Source organism: Rhodococcus wratislaviensis (genome assembly GCF_041228765.1).
Classification (GTDB): domain Bacteria; phylum Actinomycetota; class Actinomycetes; order Mycobacteriales; family Mycobacteriaceae; genus Rhodococcus_F; species Rhodococcus_F wratislaviensis.
The window spans coordinates 7,684,293-7,710,658 of record NZ_CP150488.1 but is presented as its reverse complement, the minus strand read 5'-3'; the positions used below and the strand labels follow the sequence as shown (position 1 = coordinate 7,710,658).

The 26,366-nt window shown below is 68.0% G+C and carries 22 protein-coding genes; 9 read left to right on the top strand and 13 right to left on the bottom strand.

The annotated features are described in order from the left end of the window. Positions 1-2: 2 nt before the first annotated feature. From WKC72_RS35235 to WKC72_RS35210, 6 genes are read right to left on the bottom strand one after another with little or no spacing between them, the layout of a single operon-like run. Positions 3-1,145 carry a CaiB/BaiF CoA transferase family protein gene (locus tag WKC72_RS35235; protein ID WP_370181104.1) on the bottom strand — a complete coding sequence of 381 codons (1,143 nt, stop codon included), beginning with the start codon at positions 1,143-1,145 and terminating at the stop codon, positions 3-5. After that, positions 1,142-3,355, bottom strand: coding sequence for an acyl-CoA dehydrogenase (locus tag WKC72_RS35230; RefSeq protein WP_370181103.1), 2,214 nt, complete (start codon positions 3,353-3,355; stop codon positions 1,142-1,144). The genes WKC72_RS35235 and WKC72_RS35230 overlap by 4 nt, the downstream gene beginning before the upstream one ends. A gap of 11 nt (positions 3,356-3,366) precedes the next feature. Next, positions 3,367-4,236: an SDR family oxidoreductase gene (locus tag WKC72_RS35225; RefSeq protein WP_112301102.1), complete on the bottom strand. Its 870-nt coding sequence runs from the start codon at positions 4,234-4,236 to the stop codon at positions 3,367-3,369. 10 nt (positions 4,237-4,246) lie between these two features. Then, entirely contained in the window at positions 4,247-5,122 is an 876-nt protein-coding gene (locus WKC72_RS35220) for a MaoC/PaaZ C-terminal domain-containing protein (protein WP_370181102.1), read from the bottom strand. Positions 5,123-5,127: 5 nt separating this feature from the next. Beyond that, positions 5,128-5,559, bottom strand: a complete 432-nt coding sequence (locus WKC72_RS35215; RefSeq protein WP_370181101.1) for an SRPBCC family protein — start codon at positions 5,557-5,559, stop codon at positions 5,128-5,130. Between the two features lie 48 nt (positions 5,560-5,607). After that, the gene (locus WKC72_RS35210) at positions 5,608-6,792 is read right to left on the bottom strand and encodes a lipid-transfer protein (RefSeq protein ID WP_370181100.1); all 1,185 of its coding nucleotides are present in this window, start codon (positions 6,790-6,792) and stop codon (positions 5,608-5,610) included. Positions 6,793-6,895: 103 nt separating this feature from the next. Between WKC72_RS35210 and WKC72_RS35205 the strand changes: the two genes are divergently transcribed. Both WKC72_RS35205 and WKC72_RS35200 read left to right on the top strand, forming a co-directional pair. Beyond that, the gene (locus tag WKC72_RS35205) at positions 6,896-7,591 is read left to right on the top strand and encodes a TetR/AcrR family transcriptional regulator (RefSeq protein ID WP_370181099.1); all 696 of its coding nucleotides are present in this window, start codon (positions 6,896-6,898) and stop codon (positions 7,589-7,591) included. Positions 7,592-7,614: 23 nt separating this feature from the next. Next, the gene (locus WKC72_RS35200) at positions 7,615-9,906 is read left to right on the top strand and encodes a serine/threonine-protein kinase (RefSeq protein WP_370181098.1); all 2,292 of its coding nucleotides are present in this window, start codon (positions 7,615-7,617) and stop codon (positions 9,904-9,906) included. Here WKC72_RS35200 and WKC72_RS35195 read toward each other — a convergent pair whose 3' ends face one another. Next, positions 9,907-11,169: an Nramp family divalent metal transporter gene (locus WKC72_RS35195; RefSeq protein WP_037240985.1), complete on the bottom strand. Its 1,263-nt coding sequence runs from the start codon at positions 11,167-11,169 to the stop codon at positions 9,907-9,909. A gap of 165 nt (positions 11,170-11,334) precedes the next feature. Between WKC72_RS35195 and WKC72_RS35190 the strand changes: the two genes are divergently transcribed. Continuing rightward, positions 11,335-12,513: a hydroxylase gene (locus WKC72_RS35190; RefSeq protein ID WP_370181097.1), complete on the top strand. Its 1,179-nt coding sequence runs from the start codon at positions 11,335-11,337 to the stop codon at positions 12,511-12,513. 46 nt (positions 12,514-12,559) lie between these two features. Here WKC72_RS35190 and WKC72_RS35185 read toward each other — a convergent pair whose 3' ends face one another. The 3 genes from WKC72_RS35185 to WKC72_RS35175 form a co-directional block, all read right to left on the bottom strand. Continuing rightward, positions 12,560-13,861, bottom strand: coding sequence for a bifunctional o-acetylhomoserine/o-acetylserine sulfhydrylase (locus WKC72_RS35185; RefSeq protein WP_370181096.1), 1,302 nt, complete (start codon positions 13,859-13,861; stop codon positions 12,560-12,562). Between the two features lie 40 nt (positions 13,862-13,901). After that, positions 13,902-14,429 carry an OsmC family protein gene (locus WKC72_RS35180; RefSeq protein WP_037240989.1) on the bottom strand — a complete coding sequence of 176 codons (528 nt, stop codon included), beginning with the start codon at positions 14,427-14,429 and terminating at the stop codon, positions 13,902-13,904. Positions 14,430-14,661: 232 nt separating this feature from the next. After that, positions 14,662-16,071 (bottom strand): PLP-dependent aminotransferase family protein, encoded by a 1,410-nt coding sequence (locus WKC72_RS35175; protein WP_370181095.1) that lies wholly within the window; start codon positions 16,069-16,071, stop codon positions 14,662-14,664. Between the two features lie 49 nt (positions 16,072-16,120). On the opposite strand from WKC72_RS35175, the gene WKC72_RS35170 reads away from it, so the two are divergent. Further along, positions 16,121-16,579 carry a carboxymuconolactone decarboxylase family protein gene (locus WKC72_RS35170; protein WP_370181094.1) on the top strand — a complete coding sequence of 153 codons (459 nt, stop codon included), beginning with the start codon at positions 16,121-16,123 and terminating at the stop codon, positions 16,577-16,579. A 47-nt stretch (positions 16,580-16,626) separates the two neighbouring features. On the opposite strand, the gene hppD is transcribed toward WKC72_RS35170, so the two are convergent. Then, the gene (gene hppD, locus WKC72_RS35165) at positions 16,627-17,832 is read right to left on the bottom strand and encodes a 4-hydroxyphenylpyruvate dioxygenase (protein ID WP_370181093.1); all 1,206 of its coding nucleotides are present in this window, start codon (positions 17,830-17,832) and stop codon (positions 16,627-16,629) included. 217 nt (positions 17,833-18,049) lie between these two features. Between hppD and WKC72_RS35160 the strand changes: the two genes are divergently transcribed. After that, a complete protein-coding gene (locus WKC72_RS35160) occupies positions 18,050-18,697 on the top strand; it encodes an IclR family transcriptional regulator (protein ID WP_037232712.1) in 648 nt (215 codons plus the stop codon). A 5-nt stretch (positions 18,698-18,702) separates the two neighbouring features. Here WKC72_RS35160 and WKC72_RS35155 read toward each other — a convergent pair whose 3' ends face one another. Then, positions 18,703-19,245: a gamma carbonic anhydrase family protein gene (locus WKC72_RS35155; RefSeq protein WP_181910947.1), complete on the bottom strand. Its 543-nt coding sequence runs from the start codon at positions 19,243-19,245 to the stop codon at positions 18,703-18,705. A 214-nt stretch (positions 19,246-19,459) separates the two neighbouring features. Here WKC72_RS35155 and WKC72_RS35150 point away from each other — a divergent pair, with 214 nt between their 5' ends. From WKC72_RS35150 to WKC72_RS35135, 4 genes are all read left to right on the top strand, one after another. After that, positions 19,460-20,677: a CaiB/BaiF CoA-transferase family protein gene (locus WKC72_RS35150; RefSeq protein ID WP_112301095.1), complete on the top strand. Its 1,218-nt coding sequence runs from the start codon at positions 19,460-19,462 to the stop codon at positions 20,675-20,677. 16 nt (positions 20,678-20,693) lie between these two features. Beyond that, entirely contained in the window at positions 20,694-21,563 is an 870-nt protein-coding gene (locus WKC72_RS35145; RefSeq protein ID WP_112301094.1) for a hydroxymethylglutaryl-CoA lyase, read from the top strand. A gap of 28 nt (positions 21,564-21,591) precedes the next feature. Continuing rightward, positions 21,592-22,965 carry an SLC13 family permease gene (locus WKC72_RS35140; RefSeq protein WP_112301093.1) on the top strand — a complete coding sequence of 458 codons (1,374 nt, stop codon included), beginning with the start codon at positions 21,592-21,594 and terminating at the stop codon, positions 22,963-22,965. A gap of 220 nt (positions 22,966-23,185) precedes the next feature. After that, complete coding sequence (locus WKC72_RS35135) at positions 23,186-25,465, top strand: bifunctional SulP family inorganic anion transporter/carbonic anhydrase (RefSeq protein ID WP_128639807.1); 2,280 nt, start codon at positions 23,186-23,188, stop codon at positions 25,463-25,465. Position 25,466: 1 nt separating this feature from the next. Here WKC72_RS35135 and WKC72_RS35130 read toward each other — a convergent pair whose 3' ends face one another. Further along, entirely contained in the window at positions 25,467-26,363 is an 897-nt protein-coding gene (locus WKC72_RS35130) for a diiron oxygenase (RefSeq protein WP_005255915.1), read from the bottom strand. Between the last annotated feature and the right edge of the window lie 3 nt (positions 26,364-26,366).

Below are 26,366 nucleotides of genomic sequence, written 5' to 3'. Positions count from 1 at the left end.
ACCTACTCGACGGCACCCGCCGAGCGCAGGTGCTCGATCCCCGACGGGTCGTAACCGGCCTGCGCGAGGATCGCATCGGTGTCCTGCCCGGGCCGCGGGGCCGGGCGGGGAACGGGCGCCGGGGTGCGGCTGAAGCGCGGTGCCGGTGCGGGCTGGCGGATGCCCCCCACCTCGACGAACGTCTCCCGTTCCTTGTTGTGGGGGTGCTCGTGCGCTTCCCACGGCGAGAGGACGGGCGACAGGCACGCGTCGGAATCGGCGAAGACGGCCGCCCAGTCGTCCCGCGGCCGGGTCGCGAACACGTCGGCGAGGCGCTTCTTCAGTTCCGGCGCCGCATCGAGGTCGTACTGCGACGGCAGATCCTCGCCGCTCAACCCCAGCACGTCGAGGAGTTCACCGTAGAAGTGCGGTTCGACGCACCCGACCGCCACGTGCAGACCGTCGGCGCACGCGTAGGTGTCGTAGAACGCGGCGGCCCCGTCGAGGACGTTCTGCCCGCGACCTTCCTGCCACAGCCCGGCGGCGTTCATGCCGTGGACGAACGCCGTCAGCAGTGCCGCGCCGTCGACCATCGACGCGTCCACCACCTGCCCACGGCCCGACCGGGAACGCTCGTGCAGCGCGGCCAGGATCCCCATCGCCAGCATCAGGCCGCCACCGCCGAAGTCGCCCAACAGGTTCAGCGGCGGCACCGGCCGCTCGCCGGCGCGCCCGATGGGTTCGAGCGCGCCGGCGAGCGCGATGTAGTTGATGTCGTGCCCGGCCCGCGGTGCGAGGGGTCCGTCCTGGCCCCAGCCGGTCATCCGCCCGTAGATCAGGCCGGGGTTGCGGGACAGGCAGTCGTCGGGGCCGATGCCCAGGCGTTCCGCGACGCCGGGCCGGAAACCCTCGACGAGGATGTCGGCTGTTTCGACGAGTCTCAGAACGGCCCCCAGCCCCTCCGGGGTCCGCAGGTTCACCGCGATCGACCGCCGTCCGCGGTCGAGCACCCCCGACGGCGCCATCAGCCCGCTGCCGCCGTCGCCGGCCCGTTCGACGCGGATCACGTCCGCGCCGAGGTCGGCGAGGATCATGCACCCGAACGGGGCGGGCGCGAGGCTCGCGATCTCGACGACGGTCAGCCCGCTCAGCGGCCCGCCGGTCACGACACCCCCTGCGCGTCGCGGGGCAGTCCGAGCATGCGTTCCCCGATCACGTTGAGCTGCACCTCGGTGGTGCCGCCGTAGATGGTGGTGGCGCGGCCGGCGATCAGCTGCTCCATCGCCTTGTCGCTCGGCTCCCCGGGAATGCTCACGGCGCCCGCCGCCCCCAGTTCGGCGACGACGAATTCGGCGATCGACTGCCCGAGCCCCATGCCCAGCAGTTTCCCGACGCTCGACGTGGTGCTCACGTCCGCCCCCGACAGTTGCTTCAGCACGATCCGTGAACCGATCAGATCGATGGCCTGGCTCTCGGCCACCAATTCGCCGACACGGAAGCGTGCCAGCGGGCCGAGGTCACGGCCGCGGGCGAACAGCAGCAGATCCTTGTCGGTGGCGTAGGCCTCCATCTTCTGACTCAGGGCCACCCGCTCGCCCGCGAGGGTCGTGCGGGCCACGTTCCACCCGTCGTTCACGGTCCCGACCACGTTCTCGTCTGGGATGAACACGTCGTCGAGGAAGACCTCGTTGAACAGGGCCGACCCGGTCATCTCGCGCAGCGGCCGGACGGTCACCCCCGGCGTCGACATGTCCAGCACGAAGTACGTGATGCCCTCGTGTTTCGGCCTGGACGGGTCGGTGCGGGCGATCAGCATCGCCCAGTCGGAGAACTGCGCCACCGTGGTCCAGATCTTCTGGCCGGTCACCGTCCAACCGCCGTCGACCTTCTCCGCCTTGGTGGTCAGCGACGCCAGGTCGGAACCGGCCCCGGGTTCGCTGAACAGCTGGCACCACACGAGATCTCCGCGCAGCGTGGGGACGGCGAGATCCCGTTTCTGCGCGTCCGTGCCGTGGGCGACGACGGCCTGCACCGCCCAGCCGCCCATCAGCAGCTGCGGCATCGGAATTCCCGCCGCCGTGATCTCCTGGGCGATGACGATCTGCTCGAGCGGGGACGCGCTGCGCCCGTACGGCTTCGGCAGGTGCGGCTGCACCCAGCCGCCGTCGCCGAGGGCGATCAACTGGTCGTCCTCGTCGAGGCCCACCAGCGGGGCGAGTTCCGCCCGCACCAGGGTGCGGATCGCCTCGGCGTCGTCCGGCAGTTCCAATTCGGAGGTGCGGGCGGTGCCTGCGAGGGACTGGTCGGCCACCCGAGTGGCCCGCTCCTCGCGGGTGCCGAGCAGCCCCCGGATGGCCAGCGCCCGGCGGTAGTACAGGTGTGCGTCGTGCTCCCAGGTGAATCCGATGCCGCCGTGGACCTGGATGCAGTCCTGTGCGCACTGCACTGCGGCATCGGGGACGACGACGGCGGCGATGTCCGCGGCGAAATCGGCGGTGTCGTCGCCGTTGTCGAGGGCGGACGCGGCGTCCCACAGCACCGCGCGCGCCTTCTCCAGTGCGATGCCCATGTGGGCGCACTTGTGCTTGACGCCCTGGAACTGGCCGATCGGGCGCCCGAACTGCACCCGTGTCTTCGCGTATTCGGATGCGGTGGACACGCACCACGACATCACGCCGATCGCCTCGGCACCGAGGACGACGGTGGCGAGGGACCGGACACGCTGCTCGCCGAGCCCGTCGAGGATCCGGTCGGAGCCCACCTGAACGGCGTCGGCGGTGATCCGTGCCGAACCGCGGAGCACGTCGATGCTGTCCTGCACCGTGACGGTGACATCCGCGGAATCGACGACGGCCCAGCGGACGTCGTCGCCGGTGGTGATCGGGAGAAGCAGGAGGTCGGCGTGTTCGCCGCCGAGGACGGCGTCGGCGACCCCGGTGACACGGTATCCGCCCTCGTGCGCCGACGCGTCGAGTGGGCGGCCCAACGCGACTGCGGCGGTGTGTGATCCGTCGAGGAGTCCCGGCATCAGCTCGATGCCGACCTTGGAATCCGCGGCCGCCACGAGCGCGGCGGACAGCGCTGTCGGGACGAACGGGCCAGGAGCGGCCGTCCGCCCCAGGGCTTCGAGAGCCACCGCCACCGTGAGGAGCCCGGCGCCGTGACCGCCCTTGTCCTCGGGGATGTGCAGTCCCAGCAGGTCCTGACCGACGAGTGCATCCCAGAACGGCGGGAACTTGTCCTCGCTCGTGGACTCGACCGCGGACCGGACGCGATCCGCGGTGATGGTGCGTTCGGCGAATGCGCGGACCGAGTCGGCGAGGGCCCGGTGTTCCTCGGTGAGCCCGAGCCCGAGCTCGTACGTGTTCTTGGCCATGTCGGGGCCCTTCAGCCGAGCCGGTCGGCGAGGTCGGCGACGGTCCATGGGCCGTCGCTCTCGATGGTCGTGACGTCGTGCCAGCCGGCGAGCTCGGAGATGGCCCCGCCCTGCACGGCGAACACCTTGCCGGTGATCTTGCAGTTCGCGTCGGCGAGACGCGCGACGAGCGGAGAGATGTTGGCGGGGCTGAACGCGTCGAACTCGCCCTCCGGCACCTCCTCGGCGAACAGCGCGCCCATGCCCGGGGTGGCCAGCGTGAGCCGGGTGCGGGCGATCGGGGCGATCGCGTTGACCCGGACGCCATAGCGTTCGAGTTCGTCCGCGGCGACCAGGGTGAGTGCGGCGATGCCCGCCTTCGCGGCGCCGTAGTTGCCCTGGCCCGCGTTGGGCATGAACGTGCCCGACGCGGACGCGGTGTTGATCACGGACGCGTTCACGGTCGCGCCCGCTTTGGTCTGCGCCTTCCAGTACGCCGCCGCGTGGTGCAGGGTGGCGGCGTGTCCCTTGAGATGCACGGCGATGACGGCGTCCCACTGGCTTTCGGTCATGCCCGCGATGAAGGCGTCCCGCAGGATGCCCGCGTTGTTGACGAGGACGTCGAGTCGGCCGAACTCGCGCACCGCTTGGTCGACGAGTCCTTCGGCGCCGTCCCAGGATGCGACGTTGTCGGTGTTCGCGACTGCCCTGCCGCCCGCGGCGACGATCTCGTCGACGACCTGCTGCGCTGGGCCCGCGTCCTCGCCGGTGCCGTCGTTCGCGCCGCCGAGGTCGTTGACGACCACGGCAGCGCCCTCGCGGGCGAAGAGCAGTGCGTGCTCCCGGCCGATTCCGCGTCCGGCGCCGGTGACGATGGCCACCCGTCCGTCGAGTGTTCCCATGTGCGTGCTCCTAGGTTTCGGTGTCCGCGATGACGGCGAGGCCGTCCTTGATGACGAGTGCGTCGCCGACGGTGGTCTCGTAGGCGTACGGCGTTGCCGCGCCCGTGGGCTCGGCGACCTGCCGGAACTGCGTGCCGATGTCCTGGCCGGGCAGCACGGGTTTCGCGAACCGCACGGCGAGCCGGCGGAGCCGTTCGACCCTGCCGTCGGCGAGTTCGGTGAGCGCCGCCCACGAGGTGAACGCCATGGTGCACAGGCCGTGGTTGATGATTCCGGGAAGTCCGGACATCCGGGCGATCTCGTCGTCCAGGTGGATCGGCATCGGATCACCGGAGGCGGGGGAGTACCGGAACGTCTGGTCCTCGTCGATGTGCTGGGTGATCGACGCGACCGGGGCCTGTCCCCGTAGGGACTCGTCGAACCGGTGCGCGGGTGCCTGCTCGCCGAGTCCGGCTCCCGCGTCGACCTTGCGGAAGAACGCGGTCATCCACTGCTCGTTGACCAGTTCACCGGTGTCCGTGGTGGTTTCGACGTAGACGACGACGGTGGAGCCGTTCTCCCGGCCCTCGAATCCGATCGGCTTCGCGCGGACCACGAGGGTGTCGCCGGGGCGGATCGGACGGTGGAAGTGGAAATCCTGCTCCCCGTGCACGAGCTTCATGAGCAGTTCGACCGGGGCGACGGACAGTGCCGCCGGTGCCATCGACGTGAACGCGGGGACCACGGCGAACACCGGGGGCGCGACCTCGCCGGCGAGATGGCGTTCGATGGGATCGTTGGTGGCCGCGGCGTAGTCGGCGATGCGCTCGGCGGTGACCTCGAACCGCTGCGGATCCGTCCACTGGCCGACGCCGCTCGTATCGAATTCGACTGTGGGGGTGGTCATGCGGATCAGCCCACCATGTCGGCGAACCCGGCCAGGGAGGCCTCCAGATCCGCCTTGGCGTTCTTGGCGACGGCCTTGCCGATGGGGCCGACGATCATCGTGCCGGTGAAACTCGCATCGATGATCGCCGTGGATCCGGCGCCGTCCGGCTCGACCTTCAGCGTGAATTCGACGGTGACCCCGGCCATGCCGGTGCCGGAGATCTTCACCATCTCGGGGACCTGCACCTCGGTGACGGTCCACTCGATCTTGTTGGCCATACCCATCACGGAGACGACCTCGGTGAACTTCGATCCGAGTGCCACCTGGGCGGGGATCTCGCTCTTCCAGGACTGGTGGATGGTGAGCCACTCTTCCCAGCGGGACAGGTCGGAGAGCGCGTCCCACGCCTTGTCGGGGGAGGCGGGCAGGGACGCTGCGACGGAAACGGAAGCCATGGTGTACTCCTGGTGTTTCGAGGTGAAAAGAATGGTGAGAAAGGAGGATCAGAGCGCGCGGTAGGCGGTGACGACGACGGCGCCACCGAGGCCGATGTTGTGCTGGAGGGCGACCGCGGCGCCGTCGACCTGCCGCTTGTCGGCCGTGCCGCGTAGTTGCCAGGTGAGTTCGCTGCACTGGGCGAGTCCGGTGGCGCCGAGCGGGTGGCCCTTGGAGATGAGACCACCGGACGGGTTGACCACCCAGCGGCCGCCGTACGTGGTGTCGTCGTTGTCGACGAGTTTGCCGCCCTCGCCCTCGCCGCACAGCCCGAGCGCCTCGTAGGTCAGCAGTTCGTTGGTGGAGAAGCAGTCGTGGAGCTCGATGACGTCGATGTCGTCCGGTCCGATGCCCGCCTGTTCGTACACGCGGGCCGCGGCCGTGCGGGTCATGTCCGCGCCGACCAGGCTGATCGCGCTCCGGTCCTCGAACGTGCTCGGGAGGTCGGTGACCATGGACTGGCCGACGATCTCCACGGCCTGCCCGGCGAGGTCGTGCTTGTCGACGAACTCCTCGCTCACGACGACGACGGCACCGGAGCCGTCCGAGGTGGGGGAGCACTGCAGTTTGGTGAGGGGCCCGTAGATCGGCTTCGAGCCGAGGATCTCGTCGAGCGTGTACTCGTCCTGGAACTGGGCGTACGGGTTGTTCTGTGAGTGGCGGTGGTTCTTCACGCCGATCTTGGCGAACTGTTCCGCCGTGGTCCCGAAGCGTTCCATGTGTTCCTTGCCTGCGGCGCCGAACATGTACGGGGCAGGCGGCATCGCGAACTCCTGGAGTTCGGCGAGCGCGAGGAGATGGCGCATCATCGGCTGTTCCCGGTCGTCGTACGTGGACCCGAGCGAACCGGCCTGCATCTTCTCGAAGCCCAGCGCGAGTGCGCAGTCCACCTGACCGCTCCGGACCGCCTGCGTGGCGAGGAAGAGCGCGGTCGACCCCGTCGAACAGTTGTTGTTGACGTTCACGATGGGAATGCCGGTGAGGCCGAGTTCGTACACCGCCCGCTGTCCCGACGTGGACTCGCCGTACACGTATCCGACGTACGCCTGCTCCACGAGCGCGTACTCGATCCCGGCGTCCTCGAGTGCCCTGCCGCCTGCCTCGCGCGCCATGTCGGGGTAGTCCCACTCGCGTGCACCCGGCTTCTCGAACTTCGTCATCCCGACGCCGACGACGAACACCCTGTTACCCATTGCGGCTCCCTGAGTCCGGAGAAATATGTGTGTGACACCCTGTCTCACCAAAGTATGTGAGACAGACTGTCCAGTCAACAGTCGGATGGGTAACGTGTGCGTGATGCCGGACAAAGTGGAAACCGCCGCGTCGCCCCAGGGCGACGGCCGCGCCACGCGCTGGGAGGACCACAAGGCGGAACGCCGAAGCCGGATTCTCGAAGCCGCGATGGACGCCATCAACGAGGGCGGTCCCGACGTGGGCGTCCAGCAGATCGCGAACCGCGCCGACGTGCCGCGGTCGGTGGTCTACCGGATCTTCACCGATCGCGGCGACCTCGACGAGCAGTTGCGCGGTCGCATCATCGAACGGCTGATGGCGGACCTCGCCCCCACGTTGACACCGGAGGGGACCGTGGGCGAGGCGATCGCGCGCGCGGTCGAGACATACCTGAGGTGGATCGTGGAATATCCACGGCTCCACCAATTCCTCGGCACCGGATCGCCGAGCAGGCGCACCACCGGCTCGCGTGTGGTGACGGGAACGAAGACCGCGATCGCACTCCAGCTGTCGGGGTTGATCGCGACGGTCCTCGACACGGTGGCCGGCAATTCGGATCTGGCCGAGTCGCTGGCCTTCGGTTTGGTGGGGCTCGTGGATGCCAGCGTCAACCGGTGGCTGAGCAACCCGCAGCCGGCGCTCGGCAGCGACGAGCTGGCCGAGTTCCTCGAGGTGTCGATCTGGCAAGTGCTGCACGGCAATCTGGCGCGGATCGGCGTCACCATCGACCCGTCGACCCCGGTGTCGGAACTGCAGTAGTCCGCCGGGCGTGGCCAGCTACCATGGCTTTCATGCCCTCCCGGCGAGGTTCACCGGCCGCTTCCGAGCAGGCCTGGGTGTCGGACACAGCGGTCGGCGACGCCGTCGCGCGCTTCGCCAGTGCCTGGGAGTCCTCGTCGTCCGCGCCCGATCTGGTCGCGTATCTGCCCACCTCACCCGCGCTCCGCCGCGTCACGCTCGTCGAACTGGTCAAGGTCGACCTGGAGAACCGCTGGCTGCGCGGCGACCACCCGAAGCGGCTCGCCCAATACTGTGAGGAGCTGCCCGAACTGCGGCGGTGGCCGTTGCCGCCGGACCTGCTGTACGAGGAATTCCACATCCGGCGGCGCAGCGGGGAATCGGTCGAGGCGAGCGAATACACCCAGAACTTTCCGGGCCAGGCCGGTCAGCTCGACGAACTACTCGGCACCGGCGAGTACCAGAGCACCTCGCTCCACCACGGCGAGAAGACCCCGACGGTGTATGCGGGGAGCGTAGCCACCCTCGACGATCTCGAGGTGGGCCAGCGGATCGACGACTTCGACCTCATGACCGGTCTCGGCCGGGGCGCGTTCGCGCGGGTGTTCCTCGCCCGGCAGCGGTCGCTGCAGAGACTGGTCGCGGTGAAGATCTCACAGGACCGCGGCACCGAGCCGCAGACCCTGGCCCAGTTCGACCACGACTACATCGTCCGGGTCTTCGATCAACGACTCCTCGCGGGCCGCGACCTGCGACTGCTGTACATGCAGTACGTGCCGGGGGGAACCCTGCTCGACGTGGTCGGCCGGGTACGTGAGACGCCGCCGGACTCGCGCAGCGGCGCCGTGCTGCTGGATGCGATCGACCGGGCCCTGGTGGGCAGGGGCGAGATCCGGCCCAGCGAATCCGCCGTTCGTCAGGAGATCGCGACGCTGACCTGGCCCGAGACGGTGGCCTGGCTCGGCCGCCGGCTGGCGCAGGCGCTCGATTACGCCGGCAGGCACGGCGTGCTCCACCGCGACGTCAAACCGGCGAACGTGCTGCTGACGGCCGAGGGCGTCCCGAAGCTCGCCGACTTCAACATCAGTTTCAGCGGGAACATCGCGGGTGCCAGCCCGGTGGCGTACTTCGGCGGCTCGCTGGCCTACATGTCGCCGGAACAGCTCGAGGCGATCCACCCGGACCGGCCGGGCGCACCCGGCGATCTCGACACCCGCAGCGATCTGTATTCGCTCGCGGTCGTCCTGTGGGAGTTGCTGACCGGCAGAAGACCTTTCGACGACAGCGACGCCGAACTGCACTCCCACCCGCCCGGCGACCGCACCACACTCGACGCCATGCTCGCGCGGCGGCGCGGACCGGACGAACCGGCAGCCGACTCGCTGCCCGCCGACTGCCCGAACGCGCTGCGGCGAGTGCTGCTCACATCGCTGGCGCCGGCACCGAAGGATCGGTTCTCCTCCGGTGCCGAACTCGCCCAGCAACTCGACGTCTGCCTCGACGCGCACGCCCGCGATCTGGTCGATCCGCCGCCGGGAAGCTGGCGGCTGCGGATGCGGCGGTGGACGCACCCGATCATGTTCCTGGCCATCGCAGTTCCCAATCTGCTGGCGATCCTCTACAGCTACCAGCACAACAGCACCCTGATCATCAGCAAGCTGCCGCCCGCCGCGCAGGAGAACTTCGAGCGGATCACCCGGATCGACTACACGGTCGCGTTCCTCATCGGAGCCGTGGGCACGCTGTCGATGGTGCTCTACCTGACGATGGTGGCCGGCGGGCTGCGCCGAAGGCGGGTCTACACCGGCGCCCAGCTCGCCCGGGCGCGCCGGGACACCCTGCTGCTCGGCCAGCGGTGTGCACTGCTCTGCCTCGGTCTCTGGGTGGTCAGCGGCCTCGTCGTGCCGATCACGCTGGAGGTGAGCGGCAGTGAGGTTCCGTGGAACACGGTCGTCCACTTCACTGCATCACAGCTCGTGTGCGGAGCGATCGCGGTGGTCTACCCGTTCTTCTTCGTGAACTTCTACGCCGTCCGCTGCCTCTACCCGGTGTTTCTGCGGCACGGCGAGATCAGTGCCTCGGACGCCCGGATGCTGCGACGGCTCGGGCGGCGCAGCACGCTCTTCCTCGCCGCGGCGGCCGCCGTGCCACTGCTCGGGATCGCGGGGGCCACGTTCATTCCCCCGGAAGACCTGCCCCGGGTGATCGTCGCGCTCCGCGTCCTGTGCGTCGGCAGCGTCGTCGCGTTCGTCGGGGCCTACTGGATGTTCCGGATGCTGTCCGAGGACCTGCAGGCGCTGCACCGCGTCGTGTCCGGTGCGCCGCGGCACGAGTGATCAGGCCGACCCCGTGAACGTCAGCCACAGCAGCGACACGTTGAGCACGACGATCAGCGACGCCGCCACCCAGGCGGCGACCGTGGTGGCCGTCGCGTTGCGGTGGACGCCCATCAGGTCGCGACTCGACGTCATCCGCACGAGTGGGATCACCGCGAACGGGATGCACAGGCTGAGAACCACCTGACTGAGGACGAGCGCGAACGTGGGATCCACCCCGACCGCCAGCACGACCAGCGCCGGGATCAGGGTGACCACCCGGCGCAGCAGCAGCGGGATGCGCATCGACAGCAGGCCGTACATGATCTCGGAGCCGGCGGCGCAGCCGATCGACGTGGACGCCAGGCCGGAAGCCAGCAGTCCGACGGCGAAGATGACGGCGACGGTGGGGCCGAGCGAACTCTGGATGGCGGCGTGCGCCCCGTCGATCGAATCGGTGCCGGGGATGCCGCGCAGGGCCGAGGCGGCGAGCAGCAACATGCCGATGTTCACCGCGCCCGCCACGATCAGCGCACCGACCACGTCCCACTTCGTCACCCGTAGCAGTCGCGCGAGGCGGGGTCCTTCCAGGTCGTTCCCGTGCCGGTCGCGGGCGAGGGCGGAGTGCAGGTAGATCGCGTGCGGCATCACGGTGGCGCCGAGCATGCTCGCGGCGAGCAGCACCGTCTCGGTGCCCTCGAAACGCGGCACGAGTCCGGCGAGCGCGTCCGTGCCCGACACGTCGGTGAACGCGAGTCCGGTGAGGAACCCGACGGTGATGATCGTCAGGAGTCCCATCACGACGAACTCGAACGTCCGCTGACCGCGGCGGCTCTGGATCGACAGGATGCCCATCGACACGACGCCCGTGATCAGGCCTCCGACGAAGAGTGGAACGCCGAACAGGAGATTGAGTGCGATCGCGCCGCCGATCACCTCGGCGAGGTCGGTGGCGATCGCCATCGCCTCCGCCTGCAGCCAGAACGCGCGGCGGTTCCCGGTCCGCAGGCGGGTCCCCAGCATCTCGGGCAGTGATTTGCCGGTGACCAGCCCGAGTTTCGCGGACAGGTACTGCACCAGCACGGCCATGGCATTGGCGAGCACAAGGACCCAGACGAGCAGGTACCCGTACTTCGCGCCCGCGGTGAGGTTGGCGGCCACGTTTCCGGGGTCGACGTACGCGATGGCCGCCACGAAAGCGGGCCCGAGGAGCGCGACCGTTCGAAGGCTGCCCTTGCGGGGTGTGCGGCGCGGGAGGAGAGGGCGGGGTGCCTCGATGCTCACGGAGCTCCTGGTCGTGGTCTGTCGATCTACCTGCTGATTCGTATCTCCGCACTATAGATTTAGGTATGGCGAACTTTCAAGCGTGAGGTGCGGATCGGCTCGGAATTGCCACCCCGGCGCTATATTGACTAGAACGTGTTCTACTCGCGGAGGAAGGGAGTCCCGATGGGTCAGGTTCTCGACAGAATCGAAGGCGTCGCCGAGGAGATTCGCGGGCAGGCCGTCCGGTCGGAGGCGGACTGCCGGCTCACCGACACCGCCGCAGGCCTCCTGCGCGACTCCGGGGCGATCCGATTGCTGCAGCCCAAGCTCTACGGCGGCTACGAGGTCCACCCCCGCGAGTTCGCCGAGACCGTCATGGGAGTCGCCGCACTCGACGGTGCGAGCGGATGGGTCACCGGGATCGTCGGCGTGCACCCGTGGGAACTGGCGTTCGCCGACCCACAGGTGCAGGAGGAGATCTGGGGCGAGGACAACGACACGTGGATGGCGTCCCCGTATGCGCCCATGGGTGTCGCGACACCGGTCGACGGCGGGTACGTCCTGAAGGGGCGGTGGTCGTTCTCGTCCGGAACCGACCACTGTCAGTGGGCCTTCCTCGGGGCGATGGTCGGTGACGGCGAGGGTGGCATCGCGATGCCACCCTCGTCTCTGCACGTGATTCTGCCGCGCACCGACTATGAGATCGTCGAGGACACGTGGGACGTCATCGGACTACGCGGAACCGGAAGCAAGGACCTGATCGTCGACGGTGCGTTCGTCCCGGGCTACCGGACGTTGAGCGCGGCGAAGGTGATGGACGGGCGTGCGCAGAAGGAGGCGGGCAGGCCGGAGCCGTTGTTCAACATGCCGTATTCGTGCATGTTCCCGCTCGGCATCACCGCCGCCGTCATCGGCATCACCGAGGGCGCGCTGGCCTGTCACATCGCGGTGCAGAAGGACCGCGTCGCCATCACGGGGCAGAAGATCAAGGAGGATCCCTACGTGCTCAGCGCGATCGGGGAGTCCGCCGCCGAGATCAATGCGTCGCGGGTCTCCCTCATCGAGACCGCAGACCGGTTCTACGACAAGGTCGACGCGGGCAAGGAGATCACGTTCGAGGAGCGTGCGATCGGACGCCGCACCCAGATCGCCGCGGCCTGGCGCGCGGTGCGTGCCGTGGACGAGATCTTCGCGCGCGCCGGCGGCGGCGCGTTGCACTACAAGACTCCGATGCAGCGCTTCTGGCGGGACGCGCACGCCGGTCTGGCCCACGCGGTCCACGTGCCCGGACCGACCAATCATGCGAGCGCGCTCACCCAACTCGGCGGTGAACCGCAGGGGATGATGCGCGCCATGATCTGAAAGCGCCGGGAGGCCGAGGCGCGCGCCTCGGCCTCCCGGCATCGGATCAGAGTGCGGCTGCGGCGAATCCGGTCTCGAGGTCGGCGAGGATGTCGTCGATACCCTCGATGCCGACGGCGAGCCGGACCAGTCCGGGAGTCACACCGGCGGCGAGCTGCTCCTCCGGGGTGAGCTGCGAGTGCGTCGTCGACGCCGGGTGGATCACCAGCGAGCGCACGTCGCCGATGTTCGCGACGTGGCTGTGCAGGGTGAGCGCGTTGACGAACTTCTTGCCGGCATCGACACCGCCGGCCAGTTCGAACGTCACGATCGCACCCGGACCCTTCGGGGTGAGCTGCTGTGCGCGCTCGTGCCACTGCGAGGACGGCAGACCCGCGTACGCCACGGACGTCACCTCCGGGCGCGCCTCGAGGAACTCGGCCACCTTCTGGGCGTTGGCGACGTGCCGCTCCACGCGCAGGCTGAGGGTCTCGATGCCCTGCGCGATGAGGAACGCGTTGAAGGGGGCGACCGCGGAACCGAGGTCGCGCAGCAACTGCACGCGCGCCTTCAGCGCGTAGGCCGGAGCGCCGAGGTCCGCGAAGACGACACCGTGGTAGCTCGGGTCCGGGGTGGTGAAATTGCTGTGGCGCCCCTGGGTCCAGTCGAACGTGCCGCCGTCGACGATGACCCCGGCGATTGCCGTGCCGTGACCGCCGAGGTACTTGGTGGCCGAGTGCACCACGATGTCCGCGCCGTGCTTCAACGGCTGCAGCAGGTACGGTGTGGCCACCGTGTTGTCGACGATCAGCGGGATCCCGTTGTCGTGGCCGACCTTCGAGATTCCGGGGATGTCCAGGATGTGATTCTTCGGGTTGGCGATCGTCTCACCGTAGAACGCCTTCGTGTTCGGGCGGACGGCGCTGCGCCACTGCTCGAGGTCGTCGGGGTCCTCGACGAACGAGACCTCGATGCCGAGCTTGGGCAGCGTGTAGTGGAAAAGGTTGTAGGTGCCGCCGTACAGGTACGGGCTGGAGACGATGTGGTCGCCCACCTCCGCGAGGTTCAGCACCGCAAAGGTTTCCGCCGCCTGCCCGGACGACAGCAGCAGCGCGGCGACGCCGCCTTCGAGGGCGGCGATGCGCTGCTCGACCGCGTCCTGTGTGGGGTTCATGATGCGGGTGTAGATGTTGCCCGGCTCGGCCAGACCGAACAGCGCGGCAGCGTGATCGGTGCTGTCGAACGTGTACGAGGTGGTCTGGTAGATCGGCAGCGCCCGCGCCTTGGTGGTTGCGTCGGACGTCTGCCCGGCGTGGATCTGCTTGGTCTCGAACGACCAGTTGACGGTGGGATCGATGTTCTCGGTCACGAGTGGTGTGCTCCAGATTCGGTGAGGTGGATGTGGTGAATCAGTTGTCGCCGGTGCGTGTTTCGACCACGGTGTGGACCGGGGTCTGATTGCGGGTCAGGTCGAGGACGGGGCAGTGCGCATCCACTGCTTCCTGCAGTTCGAGGTAGCGCTCCCGCGGTTCCGGGCCGGTCAGCGTCACGACGACGCGCACTTCACCGAACCCGGCACGGACAGCGTCGTCGAAGCCGAAGAACCCGCGCACGTCGAGGTCGCCCTCGGCGCTCGCCGAGATGTCGTCGACACGGACACCGAGCTTCTCGGCCCAGAAGCGGTACGTGACCACCTGGCAGGAGAGCAGTGAGGCGAGGTAGTACTCCACGGGATTGGCGGCCGAGTTGTCTCCGCCGAGCGCCGGCGGCTCGTCCACCTCGACGCTGTACTTGCCGAGCGTGACGGTGCTCGCGACGGCGTCGTGCGCCTGCGCGGAGGCACGGAAGACGACGTGAGCGTTCGCGGAATCCTGGGAAACGGCGTCGCGGGTGGCGCCGATGACGGACGTGAGGTGCGACACGGATGCAGTGGTCATGACAGTGCGAATCCTTCGAAAACGAGGGTGTGCGGGAAGAACCCGGCGTGGAGAACGTCACGCCGGGACGGGTCCGATCAGGAGATCGGACACCTCGAGGTACACACCAGTGCGAAATCGACATGGCGACGCCGCGTCAGCAGCTCACCTGAGTCGATCACGCCGGATTCGGTCACGGATCAGACTGTAACCGCACGACACGCATTCCGACCAGTCCCATAGGAAATTCCGCTCACGGAGTGGGCAGCGCTCGGCACAGGGCGTCGAGCGTGGCCGGGAAACGCGCGGACGACGGTGTGCTGTAGCCGACGACGAGTCCGTCGGGCCGGTCGGCGGGAGCGCCCGGATGACGGAACGTGCGCAGACCCGCCACTGCGAGACCGAGTGCCGCGGCGCGGTCGACGGTGGCCGCCTCGGTCCCGTCGGGAAGTTCGAGCACGGCGTGCAAACCGGCCGCGATGCCGGTGACGTGCACGTGTGGTGCGCGGGCGGCGAGGGTGTCGACGAGGGTGTCGCGGCGGCGGCGGTAGAGGGTGCGCATCCTGCGGACGTGCCGGTCGAATGAGCCCCGCTCGATGAAGTCTGCCAGGGTGAGCTGGTCCGTCGCGCTGACCCATCTCTCGTATCCGCCCTTGACTGCCAGGACACCGTCGATCAGGCGTTCCGGCAGCACCATCCATCCCACGCGGATCGCGGGGGAGAGGGTCTTGCTCACCGTGCCCAGATACGCCACCTCGTCCGGGGCCAGACCCTGCAGGGCGCCGACGGGTTGGCGATCGTACCGGAACTCCCCGTCGTAATCGTCCTCGATCACGGTCGCCCCCGTCGCGCGTGCCCATTCCACGAAAGCCGTTCTCCTGCTGGGATGGAGCGGCCCGCCGGTGGGGAATTGATGAGCCGGGGTCAATAGCGCCGCCGACAGCGGCCTGACTGTCGTATCCGGGGGCTGCGCTCCGTGGGCGTCGAGCTGCAGGGGGATGGTGGAGACCCCGGCGTCGCCGAGAAGTTCGCGATGCAGATGCAGCCCGTAGCCCTCGACGGCGATCGGCCCCCTCCCGGCGCGGGCGAGCAACCACAGTCCGTGCCCCGAGCTCGCACTCACCACGATGTGGTCGGGATCGGTGCGCACTCCACGTGCGCGAGAAAGGTATTCGGCGAGGGCGTGTCGGAGTTCGGGGCGTCCCCGCGGATCACCCGGTCCGAAGGCGTCGTTGGGTGCCGCGGTGAGCGCCCGGCGGGCCGACGCCATCCAGGCGGCCCGCGGAAATTCCCCGACATCGGGCGAACCGGGCATCAGGCTCAACGGCGGTCGGGGTGCGGCCGCGGAGCGGGTGCGCGGACGCCGGGCGGGCTCGCCTGCCCGCTCGGCGACCCGGGTCCCCGATCCCTGCCGGGCGGTGAGCCAGCCCTCGGCCACCAGTTCGGAGTACGCCTCGGCGACGGTGTTGCGGGCGATACCGAGGTCGAGGGCCAGCGTGCGGGACGGCGGGAGTGTGGTGCCTGAGACGAGCCGGCCCGATCGAATCGACTCGCGCAGCGCGGAAACCAGGTTCGCGCGCACCCTCGGTGCCCGCCCGCCGCCGGACGCGGTCAGGTCGAGGTGGAGGTCACGGCCCAGACCTGAATTGGCCCACGTTTCCATGTACGAATTGAACCATGCAGATGGGCTACTCCGCGCCTACGGTTCTCGTATGACCACAACAGAGCGCAAGACCCGAGTCGATCTCGCACGCAAGGCCCCCGCCGTCTACAAGGCGATGATCGCCCTCGACGCCGCGGCACGGCAGGGCCTCGATCCGGAGCTGGTCGAACTCGTGCTCACCCGTTGCTCCCAGATCAACCACTGTGCCTGGTGCATCGACATGCACACCGCCGATGCCCGCACGATCGGCATCAGCGAACAGAAGCTGTACCTACTGGGCGCGTGGGAGGAGGCGCACGGGCTGTACACCGACAAGGAGCGTGCGGCGTTCGCGCTCGCCGAGGCAATCACCGTGCTGACCGACGGCTTCGTCCCCGACTCGGTGTACGAGGAGGCGGAGGAGCACTTCGAGGAGACGGAACTGGCGCAGCTCATCTCGCTGGTGCTCACGATCAACGCGTGGAATCGCATCGCCGTGACCACGCGGAAGACCCCGCGGGTGCGCTGATCCCGGGTACCGACCTGCCACATCGCGCCCGCTGCACTGCCGCCCGCTCAGAAGTTTCCGCGGGCGGCCTGTTCGCGTTCGATGGCTTCGAAGAGGGCTTTGAAGTTGCCGATGCCGAAGCCGAGGGAGCCGTGGCGTTCGATGAGTTCGAAGAACACGGTGGGGCGGTCGACGAGGGGTTTGGTGAAGATCTGCAGCAGGTAGCCGTCCTCGTCGCGGTCGACGAGGATGCCGCGTTTCTGCAGTTCGGCGATGGGGGCGCGGACGTTGCCGATCCGGGCCCGCAGTTCGGGGTCCTCGTAGTAGGAGTCGGGGGTGGCCAGGAATTCGACGCCCTCGGCGGTGAGCTGGTCGACGGCGGTGAGGATGTCGTTGGTGGCCAGGGCCAGGTGCTGGGCGCCGGGGCCCTGGTAGAAGTCGAGGTATTCGTCGATCTGCGACCGCTTCTTCGCGATGGCGGGTTCGTTGAGGGGGAACTTGACCCGGTGGTTGCCGTTGGAGACGACCTTGCTCATGAGCGCGGAGTAGTCGGTGGCGATGTCCTCGCCGACGAACTCGGCCATGTTCGTAAAGCCCATGACCCGGTTGTAGAAGTCGACCCAGTGGTCCATCTTGCCGAGTTCGACGTTGCCGACGACGTGGTCGAGGGCCTGGAACAGGCGCTTGGGGGCCCCGTCGCGTTTGGTGTGGCCGGAGGTGCGGGCGGTGTAGCCGGGCAGGTAGGGGCCGGTGTAGTTGGTGCGGTCGACGAGGGTGTGGCGGGTGTCGCCGTAGGTGGCGATCGCGGCGAGGCGGACGGTGCCGTGCTCGTCGGTCACCTCGTGCGGTTCGTCGAGGACGGTGGCGCCCTGGGCGCGGGCGTGGGCGATGCACTTGTCGACGTCGGGGACGGCGAGGGCGATGTCGACGACGCCGTCGCCGTGGGTGCGGTGGTGCTCGATCAGCGGGCTGGCCGGGTCGACGGCACCCTGGATGACGAAGCGGACGGCCCCGGATTCGAGGACGAAACTGTGGTGGTCGCGGTTGCCGGTGGTGGGTCCGGAGTAGGCGACGAGGGTCATTCCGAACGCGGACTGGAAGTAGTGGGCGGTCTGGGTGGCGTTGCCGACCACCCAGACGACGGCGTCCCAGCCGCTGACCGGGAACGGGTCGCGGGTGCCGTCGTATTCGACCAGCCCGACCAGCTGCTCGAGCTGGCCGAGGTCGAGACCTGCCAGGCGTTCCTTGTCGGTGAGAGTCTGCTCGATCGTCATGATGGTGCCTTTCCTTGCAAGGGTTTTCGGATACCGGGAATGGGAGTGCGACTGTGCACCGGGGGAGTGGCGAATGCCTGACACAGAGGTAACCGGGCCCCGATCCGGTCGTCAACCGACACCCGGACAACTAGCCGCATCGACGGATGCGGGCGGGCACGCACCGGCTTTCCTATACAATCTGAATACTTCAATGGGGCAATAGAAATGGACTGCGATGGTTGCGCGGAGTGAGATCGGCGTCGGAGTGCTCGCCCGCGCGGTGGCGATCCTCGATGTCGTCGAGTCGAGCCCGATGGGCGCGAGCGACCTCGCCCGTGAACTCGACCTGTCCCTCTCGACCACGTACCGGCTGGCAACCGACATGGTCAAGCACGGCCTCCTGCGCAAGGATCAGGAAGGCCGTTTCTATCTGGGTCAGCGATTCGTCACCACGGCGTTGAGCGACCTCGCGATTCCCGCGCTACGCGAATTGAGTGAAAAGACAGGGGAATCCGCGCAGTTGTGGGTTCGCCGAGGCGAATCCCGTCTCTGCGCCGCGAGCGTCGATTCCCAGCACGAACTGCGGGTGGCACTGCCCGTCGGAACGTTGGTCCCGCTACCGCAGGGGTCGAGCGGCCACGTGTTGTCCGGAGACTGGGAGGCCGACCCCGAAGCCGTGAAATCAGGTTGGTGGGTGTCGGTTTCGGAACGGACACCGGGGTCCGCGTCCATCAGTGCGCCGGTCCGCCGGCACGGCGAGATCGTGGCCGCCGTGTGCGTGTCGGGTCCCGAAGGGCGGATGGGGAAGAACCTGGGTGCGTCGATGGGCCGCGCAGTCGTCGCTGCCGCGCGGCAGATCGAGAAATCCGTTCCGGGCGACTGAGTCGCTCAGGCGATGTCGAACGTGGTGACGTCCGCCGACCGATGTTGCTGCGCCAGTTGACGGTAGACCGCGGCGTTGGCGGCGTTGTGGGCCACCTCGTCGTCGGTCAGTTCGCGACGCACCTTCGCGGGCACGCCTGCGACGAGTGAGCGCGGCGGAATTCGCGTGCCCTCGAGGACCAGCGCGCCCGCCGCGACCAGCGACTGCTCGCCGATCACCGCACCGTTGAGGACGGTGGCCCCCATGCCCACGAGGGCGCCGTCGCCCACGGTGCAGCCGTGGAGGACGGCGTTGTGCCCCACACTGACGTCCCTGCCCACGACGACGGGGAATCCCGGGTCGACGTGAACGGCCACCCCGTCCTGGATGTTGCTGCCCTCGCCGAGGGTGATGGAATCGCAATCGGCACGCAGCACCGCGCCGTACCAGACGCTGGTTTCCGCGCCGAGAGTCGCGGCGCCGATCACCGCGGCCGTCGGCGCGACCCAGGTGCTCTTCTCCGCGCGCGGCGAACGTCCATCGATCGCAACGACGTGTGGTTCTCTCACCGTGTTCTCCTCCTGTCGAGCAGTGAATTCCTGCTGCATTGCGCAGCGTCCCGTCGTCCATTGTCGTGTGGCGCGGACTCCGGGCATTGCCAATTGTGACTGCTGCCACTACCGTCATTCTTATCAAACGGGAATCTAACTGCCAAATAATGAGAATTTGCAGGTTAGGAGCCCAGTCGTCATCCGGTTCAGATCGACGAGGGAGAACTCTCACATGCAGGTCCCAGAGAACGGCCCACTGCACGGCATCCGTGTGCTGGAACTCGGCAACTTCATCGCAGCCCCCATGGCGAGCCGCATCTTCGCCGACTTCGGCGCCGAGGTGGTCAAGATCGAGCGACCGGGCGTCGGCGACGAACTGCGGGGCTGGCGTCGCCGCCGTGGCGCGACATCGATGATGTTCCGCACCATCGCGCGCAACAAGCGGTCCGTCACCCTCGACCTCCGGACCGACGAGGGCCGCGCGATCATTCTCGACCTCGCCGCGAAGTCGGATGTCGTCATCGAGAACTTCCGTCCCGGAACGCTCGAGCGGTGGGGAATCGGGCCCGACCAGCTGACGGCCGCCAACCCCGACATCGTGCTGGTCCGGATCTCCGGCTACGGGCAGACGGGCCCGTACCGGGAGCGCACCGGATTCGGCGGCGTCGCCGAGGCCTTCGGCGGACTGCGGCACGTCACCGGCTATCCGGACCGTCAATCGGTCCGGGCGGCCGCCCCCATCGCCGACACGCTCGCCGGACTGCACGGCGCGATCGGCGCCCTGATGATGTTGCTGGCCAAGGCAAGGCAGGGTGATCACTCGACCCCGCGCGTCGCGGACGTGGCCCTGTACGAATCGGTGTTCATGGCGATGGAATCCCTCGTCCCCGACTACGACGCGTACGGCATGGTCCGCGAACGGACCGCGGGCAACCTGCCCGGCGTGGTACCCAGCGGCGTCTATCCGTGCGACGGCGGATCCGTCATGATCGCCGGCAACTCGAGTGGCGTGTTCGGCCGGTTGATGCAGGCCGTGGGGCGTGGCGATCTGGCCGACGATCCCGAACTCGCCGACGGGGATCAGCGATTCCGGCGGGAAGCCGAACTCGACGAGGCCATCTCGTCGTGGACGTCGGTGCGTCGCCCCCGCGACGTCGTCGCCGAACTCGGCGCCGCCGGTGTGCCCGTGGGCGAGGTGTACGACGCGGTGCAGATCGCCGCCGACGAGCACTACAACGCCCGCGGCATGCTGCAGAGCCTGAAGGTGTCCGTCGACGGGGAGCCCGAAGAGGTGCGCTTCCCCGGAGTGGTCCCGCAGCTCGACGGCGAACCCACGCAGATCCGCTGGGCCGGCCCCGAGCTGGGTGAGCACACCGACGAGATCCTCGGCGGATTGCTGAATCTGTCGGGTGATCAGCTCGACGACTACCGCGCCCGCAACGTCATCTGAATCGGAGGAAAGTGAAATGTCAGTCACCATAACGGATGTCGTGCTGCGAGACGGACTGCAGGACGAGGATGTGGTCGTCTCGACCGACCACAAGATCGCCGTCGCGGACGCACTCGTCGCCGCCGGTATGAAGCACATCGAAGCGGCATCGTTCGTCTCGCCCACGCGTGTGCCGCAGATGGCGGACGCCGACGACGTCATCGCCCGGCTGCCCCGCACCGACCCGTCGGTCACGTACAGCGCTCTGGCACTCAACCCGCGTGGAGTGCACCGTGCGATCGCGACCGGTATCGACGAGATCCAGGTCGTGACGTCGGCCAGTGCCGGGCACAGCACGGCGAACACGGGCCGGAACCCGGACGAGGCGCTGCACGGACTTGCCGAGGCATTGCAGAAATACCCCGGCCGGAGTTTCCTCGGAGGTGTGTCGACCGCGTTCGTCTGTCCGTTCGAGGGCATCATCGCCCCCGCCGCGCTGGTGAGGGTGGCGAGCGCGATGGCCGCGATGGGTGTGCGCCGGCTCGGGCTGGCCGACACGCTCGGGACGGCCACCACCGAGCAGGTGCTCGCTTCGGCCGGGGCGGTACGCGACGCCCTGCCCGACATCGAATTGAGCCTGCACCTCCACAATGCGCACGGTCAGGCCCTCGGCACCGTGATCGCCGCGCACCGGCAACTCGGGATCACACACTTCGACAGCGCCATCGGCGGGTACGGTGGCTGCCCGTTCGCGCCGGGCGCCCACGGCAACCTCGCCACCGAGGAACTGGTCGCGCACCTGCACGCGCACGACATCGACACGGGTATCGATCAGCAGGCCCTCGGCCTCGCCGTCGACACCGTGAAACACGCTCTGGCCCAAGCTCGGCCCCTCACCGCAGTGTGATCTGCGAACTCACCCCGAAAGGCCGACCATGGTCTACGCAATCTCCATCGTCGCTCTGATCGCGATCTTCACAGTGGCGACCCTCACCCCGATCAACATGGGCATCCTCGCGTTCGCCGGAGCGTTCGTCATCGGCGGCTGGGTGTCCGGGATCCCGGTCGAGGACATCATCGACGCCTTCCCCGGCAGCACGTTCATCATCGTCGGCGGCATCACGCTGCTGTTCGCCATAGCCAAGGCGAACGGGACCATCGACCTCGTCATCGAGGCCTCCCTCCGACTCGTGCGCGGCAGGCGGTGGGCGATCCTGTGGATGATGTTCCTGCTGTCCGGACTGCTGATGGCCCTCGGGTCCGTCCTCGCGGTCGGGATGCTCGCCCCCATCGCGATGCCTCTCGCGGCCAAGAACAAGATCAACCCGTTCCTGATGGGCATGGTCATCAGTCACGGCGCCCTGGCCTGCGCGTTCTCACCCATCAATCTGTACGGCGCATTCATCAACGGACTGATGGACTCGACCGGCGTCGGAGCGAATCCCCTGGTCCTGTTCGCTCTGCCGTTCGTCCTCAACCTGGCCATCGCGATCGTGCTGTTCCTGATCTACGGCCTCGACCTGATCGGTCGCCGCACTCCGCGTCCCGTCGCGGAGACATCCGACGGCGGAGGATTCGGCGGCTCCTCATCCTCACGTGGGCCGTCCGGTGGCGTGACTGCGGGCAACGGCCCGGGCGGGAACACCGCGACCCTCACCGATCGCGAGGTCATCGAGGAGGCGCTGATCCACGAAGGCGTGAAGCCGGTGAAGATGAACCGGTACCGGTTCGCGACGCTCGCCGGCATCGGCTTCCTCGTCGTCGGGTCGGTCGCGTTCGGAATCGACGTCGGCGTCAGTTCGATCTGCATCAGTGCGGTGCTGCTCCTGATGGCGCCCAAGTCGCACCCCAAGGTCATCGACAACGTGGCATGGCCTGCCGTGGTGCTCGTGTGCGGGATGCTCACCTACATGGCGGTCATGACACAGAACGGCACGCTCGACTTCCTCGGCGATGCGGCGTCGGCTCTCGGATCGCCGTTGCTGACCGCGTTGATCCTCTGCTACGCGGTCGCGATCATCTCCGCGTTCGGATCGTCGATCGGTACCCTCGGCATCGCGTTGCCCCTCGCCGCGCCGATGCTCGCGATGGGAGAGGTGGGCGCCGTGGGATTCGTCGCGGCCCTGGCATTCTCCGCGACGGTGGTCGACGTCAGCCCGTTCTCGACGAACGGTGTGATGGTGCTCGCCAACGCACAGGTCGAGGACAAGGGCCGCTTCCAGCGCAAGATGCTCGCCTACTGCGGTCTGATCGTGCTGTCGGCCCCGATGTTCGTCTGGGCGCTGGTCGTCGTGCCCACGTCCGTGTAGGCCGGCCCGGTCGTGCCGGTCACCGTTTCCCGCGGTGACCGGCACGTCTCACGGTGCAAGGGTGGGCACGGTGAACTTTGTGTACTTTAAGCTTCATGTAATGGACTGTTGTCCAATAGTTTTCGATTCAACTGTGCGAAAAGCAGTGCCACAGTGACACATGCCACAAGATCCCGTCCGTTTCGGGCGTTTCGTCGTTCTCCGCCCGTAAGGTGTCGACATGTCGATCCTCGAGAACGAGAAAGCACCCCCATCCGGTGCACCCGCCCCCGGACCGACCCTCGGCGAAAGGTTACGAGATAACGCGCGATACGACCTACCCGCGTCGCTCGTCGTATTCCTCGTCGCACTACCACTGTCGCTCGGTATCGCGATCGCGTCCGACGCCCCGATCATGGCGGGGCTCATCGCGGCGATCGTCGGCGGTGTGGTGGCGGGTTCCATCGGAGGTTCACCGCTCCAGGTCAGTGGTCCTGCCGCCGGATTGACCGTGGTGGTAGCAGAATTGGTCGCCACGTTCGGCTGGAAGGCCACGTGCGCGATCACCGTCGCGGCCGGATTCCTTCAAATCATCTTCGGGCTCAGTAGAATTGCCCGTGCGGCCCTGGCCATCGCGCCGGTCGTGGTCCACGCCATGCTGGCGGGTATCGGAATCACGATCGCCCTCCAGCAGATTCACGTCCTACTCGGTGGTAGCTCGCACAGCTCGACCGTCGAGAACATCACCCAGCTCCCCGGGCAGCTGACGTCCGCCCGGTACAGCGACGTCCTCGTGGGATCGGTGGTCATCGCCGTCCTGCTGTTCTGGAAGAAGATCCCCGGCAAGCTGCAGGTGCTCCCCGGCCCGCTGGTCGCCGTCGTCGCCGCCACCGTTCTCTCCCTTGTCTTCCCGCTCGACATCGATCGAATCGCGTTGGACGGCTCCCTGTTCGACGCCGTGGCACTGCCTTCGATGCCGGAGGGCCCGTGGCTCGCAGTGGCCACCGGTGTACTCACGGTCGCGCTGATCGCGAGCGTCGAGAGCCTGCTGTCCGCGGTCGCCGTCGACAAGATGCACGGCGGCACGCGTTCGGAGTTCAACCGTGAACTCGTCGGTCAGGGCTCGGCCAACATGATCTCGGGTCTCATCGGCGGCCTGCCGGTCACCGGTGTGATCGTGCGCAGTTCCACCAACGTGGCCGCCGGGGCGCGCACCCGGGCATCCGCCGTGCTGCACGGCGTGTGGATCCTCGTCTTCGCCGCGCTGCTCACCGGACTCGTCGAGCAGATCCCGATGGCCGCGCTGGCCGGCCTCCTCATCGTGATCGGCATCCAGCTCGTCAAGATGGCTCATCTGCGGACGGCCCGGCGCACCGGCGACCTGTGGGTGTACGGCGTGACCGTGGCCGGCGTGGTCTTCCTGAACCTGCTCGAGGGCGTGATCATCGGTCTCGCACTCGCGGTGGTCCTGCTGCTGTGGCGGGTCATCCACCCCAAGATGCGGGCCGAACCTGTCGGCTCCGAGGATTCCGGACGGTGGCGCGTGACCGTCGAGGGGTCGTGCAGCTTCCTGTCCATGCCGGCATTGACCGGGCTCCTCGCGAAGGTGCCCGAGGGCGCGCACGTCACCGTGGAACTGGCGGTCGACTTCCTCGACCACGCCATGTTCGAGGCGATCGACGACTGGAAGCGTCACCACGAGCGGAACGGCGGAACGGTCGTGATCGATGCGCTCGGTCCCGTCGACATGGACGCCGTCGGCGCATCGCCGCCCAGGCGTGGCATCGGAGTGGTGAGCCCCCGCGGGTTCGCCCCGTGGAAGAGCTGGCAGCCGCGACACACCGACACCGAGGAGTCCACCAGCACACCGGCGGCGCTCCGACCGGTCCTCGCGGGAGTGTCGGAGTACCACCGGCGGAACGCGGCTCAGCTGCAGCCGCACCTCGACGACCTCCGGGACGGGCAGCGCCCCGACTCGTTGTTCCTCACCTGCTCCGATTCACGCATCGTGCCGAACGTGATCACCAGCAGTGGGCCGGGCGACCTGTTCACGGTGCGCAACGTGGGCAACCTCGTCCCGACCGGGAAGCAGGACGTGTCCGTCGAGGCGGGACTTGCCTTCGCCCTCGACGAACTCGAGGTCAGCTCGGTGATCGTGTGCGGCCACTCCGGCTGTGGCGCGATGAAGGCCGTGCTCGCAAGTGCGCCGCCCGAGAACGACGGGTCCGATCGCGACGCCGTCGAACAGTGGCTGACGTTCGCGCAGCCGAGCCGGAACGCGTTCCTCAGCGGTCATCCGGTGGCGCGAGCAGCGGCCGAGCTCGGATTCGACGAGGTCGACCAGCTGGGCATGGTGAACGTGGCGGTCCAGGTACAAACCCTCGGGCGCCATCCCCTCGTCGGCGCGGCGGCGGCCGAGGGCCGAGTCCGCGTCGCGGGAATGTTCTTCGACATTCCGTCCGCGCGCGTACTCGAGATCACCTCGACCGGTGTGTCCTACCTGGACCACGTCCCCACATGATTCAGAGGAGATGGACCCTCTTGTAGAGGCGCTTGGACGGGCCGCCGACGAGGCCGACGCCATCGAGGAACTGCATCAACTTGGAACCGGACGTACGGACGGTGTCCTTGTAGTGCTGGTTGTTCTTGGCCTCGGCGGCGGCCCGCTCCGGGTCGAGTCCGGCATTCGCATACACGTCCTTGCGGATCATGCTCTTCATCACGAAATACACGACCACCGCGGTGTTGAGGCGCTCGAACTGCAGGCGTGCCCAGCTGGCGCCCTCGATGCGGCGTCCGACCTCTTCGCGAGCGAAGCGGATGTGGCGGGCCTCCTCGAGGACGTGGATCTTGCTCACCGTTCGGGTGACGGGCTGCACGCGCTCGTCCTTCATGAAGTCGCGCTGCATCATGTCGAGGATTTCCTCGGCGGCCATCACGCTGGCGTACGCGTTGGCGCCGCGGAAGAAGCCGCCCCAGATGCGTCCGAGCTTGTGGATCGCGGGGTGCGGGCCGTAGCTCGGCATGTTCAGGCGTTCACCGGCGCGGGCGAACATCACCGAGTGGCGGCATTCGTCGGCCACCTCGGTGAGCGCGAACTGGACGTGGCGCGAGTGCTTGTCGCGGCCGTACACGTCGCGCAGCAGCATCTGCATGAGCAGGATCTCGAACCACAGTCCGACGCTGGAGACGCTGGCGGCCTCGTGCTTGGTGAGTTCGATCTTCTGCTCTTCGGTCATCTCGTCCCACAGGGCGGTGCCGTAGAGCGTGCTCCACTCGGGGGTCAGACCGAACTTGTCGTCGGGGATCGGTGCTTCCCAGTCGACCTCGACCATCGGGTCGTAGGACTTGCGTGCCGACGACGCCAGCAAGCGCTGGGCGGTCTCTTCGCGGTCGGAGACGACTATCGATGCGGTCATCAC

What these genes read in the sequence shown, in the direction of transcription:
- WKC72_RS35230 (WP_370181103.1), bottom strand. Translation starts at nt 3,355, where the DNA reads ATGGCCAAGAACACGTACGAGCTCGGGCTCGGGCTCACCGAGGAACAC.
- WKC72_RS35225 (WP_112301102.1), bottom strand. Translation starts at nt 4,236, where the DNA reads ATGGGAACACTCGACGGACGGGTGGCCATCGTCACCGGCGCCGGACGC.
- WKC72_RS35220 (WP_370181102.1), bottom strand. Translation starts at nt 5,122, where the DNA reads ATGACCACCCCCACAGTCGAATTCGATACGAGCGGCGTCGGCCAGTGG.
- WKC72_RS35215 (WP_370181101.1), bottom strand. Translation starts at nt 5,559, where the DNA reads ATGGCTTCCGTTTCCGTCGCAGCGTCCCTGCCCGCCTCCCCCGACAAG.
- WKC72_RS35210 (WP_370181100.1), bottom strand. Translation starts at nt 6,792, where the DNA reads ATGGGTAACAGGGTGTTCGTCGTCGGCGTCGGGATGACGAAGTTCGAG.
- WKC72_RS35205 (WP_370181099.1), top strand. Translation starts at nt 6,896, where the DNA reads ATGCCGGACAAAGTGGAAACCGCCGCGTCGCCCCAGGGCGACGGCCGC.
- WKC72_RS35200 (WP_370181098.1), top strand. Translation starts at nt 7,615, where the DNA reads ATGGCTTTCATGCCCTCCCGGCGAGGTTCACCGGCCGCTTCCGAGCAG.
- WKC72_RS35190 (WP_370181097.1), top strand. Translation starts at nt 11,335, where the DNA reads ATGGGTCAGGTTCTCGACAGAATCGAAGGCGTCGCCGAGGAGATTCGC.
- WKC72_RS35180 (WP_037240989.1), bottom strand. Translation starts at nt 14,429, where the DNA reads ATGACCACTGCATCCGTGTCGCACCTCACGTCCGTCATCGGCGCCACC.
- WKC72_RS35175 (WP_370181095.1), bottom strand. Translation starts at nt 16,071, where the DNA reads ATGGAAACGTGGGCCAATTCAGGTCTGGGCCGTGACCTCCACCTCGAC.
- WKC72_RS35170 (WP_370181094.1), top strand. Translation starts at nt 16,121, where the DNA reads ATGACCACAACAGAGCGCAAGACCCGAGTCGATCTCGCACGCAAGGCC.
- hppD (WP_370181093.1), bottom strand. Translation starts at nt 17,832, where the DNA reads ATGACGATCGAGCAGACTCTCACCGACAAGGAACGCCTGGCAGGTCTC.
- WKC72_RS35160 (WP_037232712.1), top strand. Translation starts at nt 18,050, where the DNA reads ATGGTTGCGCGGAGTGAGATCGGCGTCGGAGTGCTCGCCCGCGCGGTG.
- WKC72_RS35150 (WP_112301095.1), top strand. Translation starts at nt 19,460, where the DNA reads ATGCAGGTCCCAGAGAACGGCCCACTGCACGGCATCCGTGTGCTGGAA.
- WKC72_RS35145 (WP_112301094.1), top strand. Translation starts at nt 20,694, where the DNA reads ATGTCAGTCACCATAACGGATGTCGTGCTGCGAGACGGACTGCAGGAC.
- WKC72_RS35140 (WP_112301093.1), top strand. Translation starts at nt 21,592, where the DNA reads ATGGTCTACGCAATCTCCATCGTCGCTCTGATCGCGATCTTCACAGTG.
- WKC72_RS35135 (WP_128639807.1), top strand. Translation starts at nt 23,186, where the DNA reads ATGTCGATCCTCGAGAACGAGAAAGCACCCCCATCCGGTGCACCCGCC.
- WKC72_RS35130 (WP_005255915.1), bottom strand. Translation starts at nt 26,363, where the DNA reads ATGACCGCATCGATAGTCGTCTCCGACCGCGAAGAGACCGCCCAGCGC.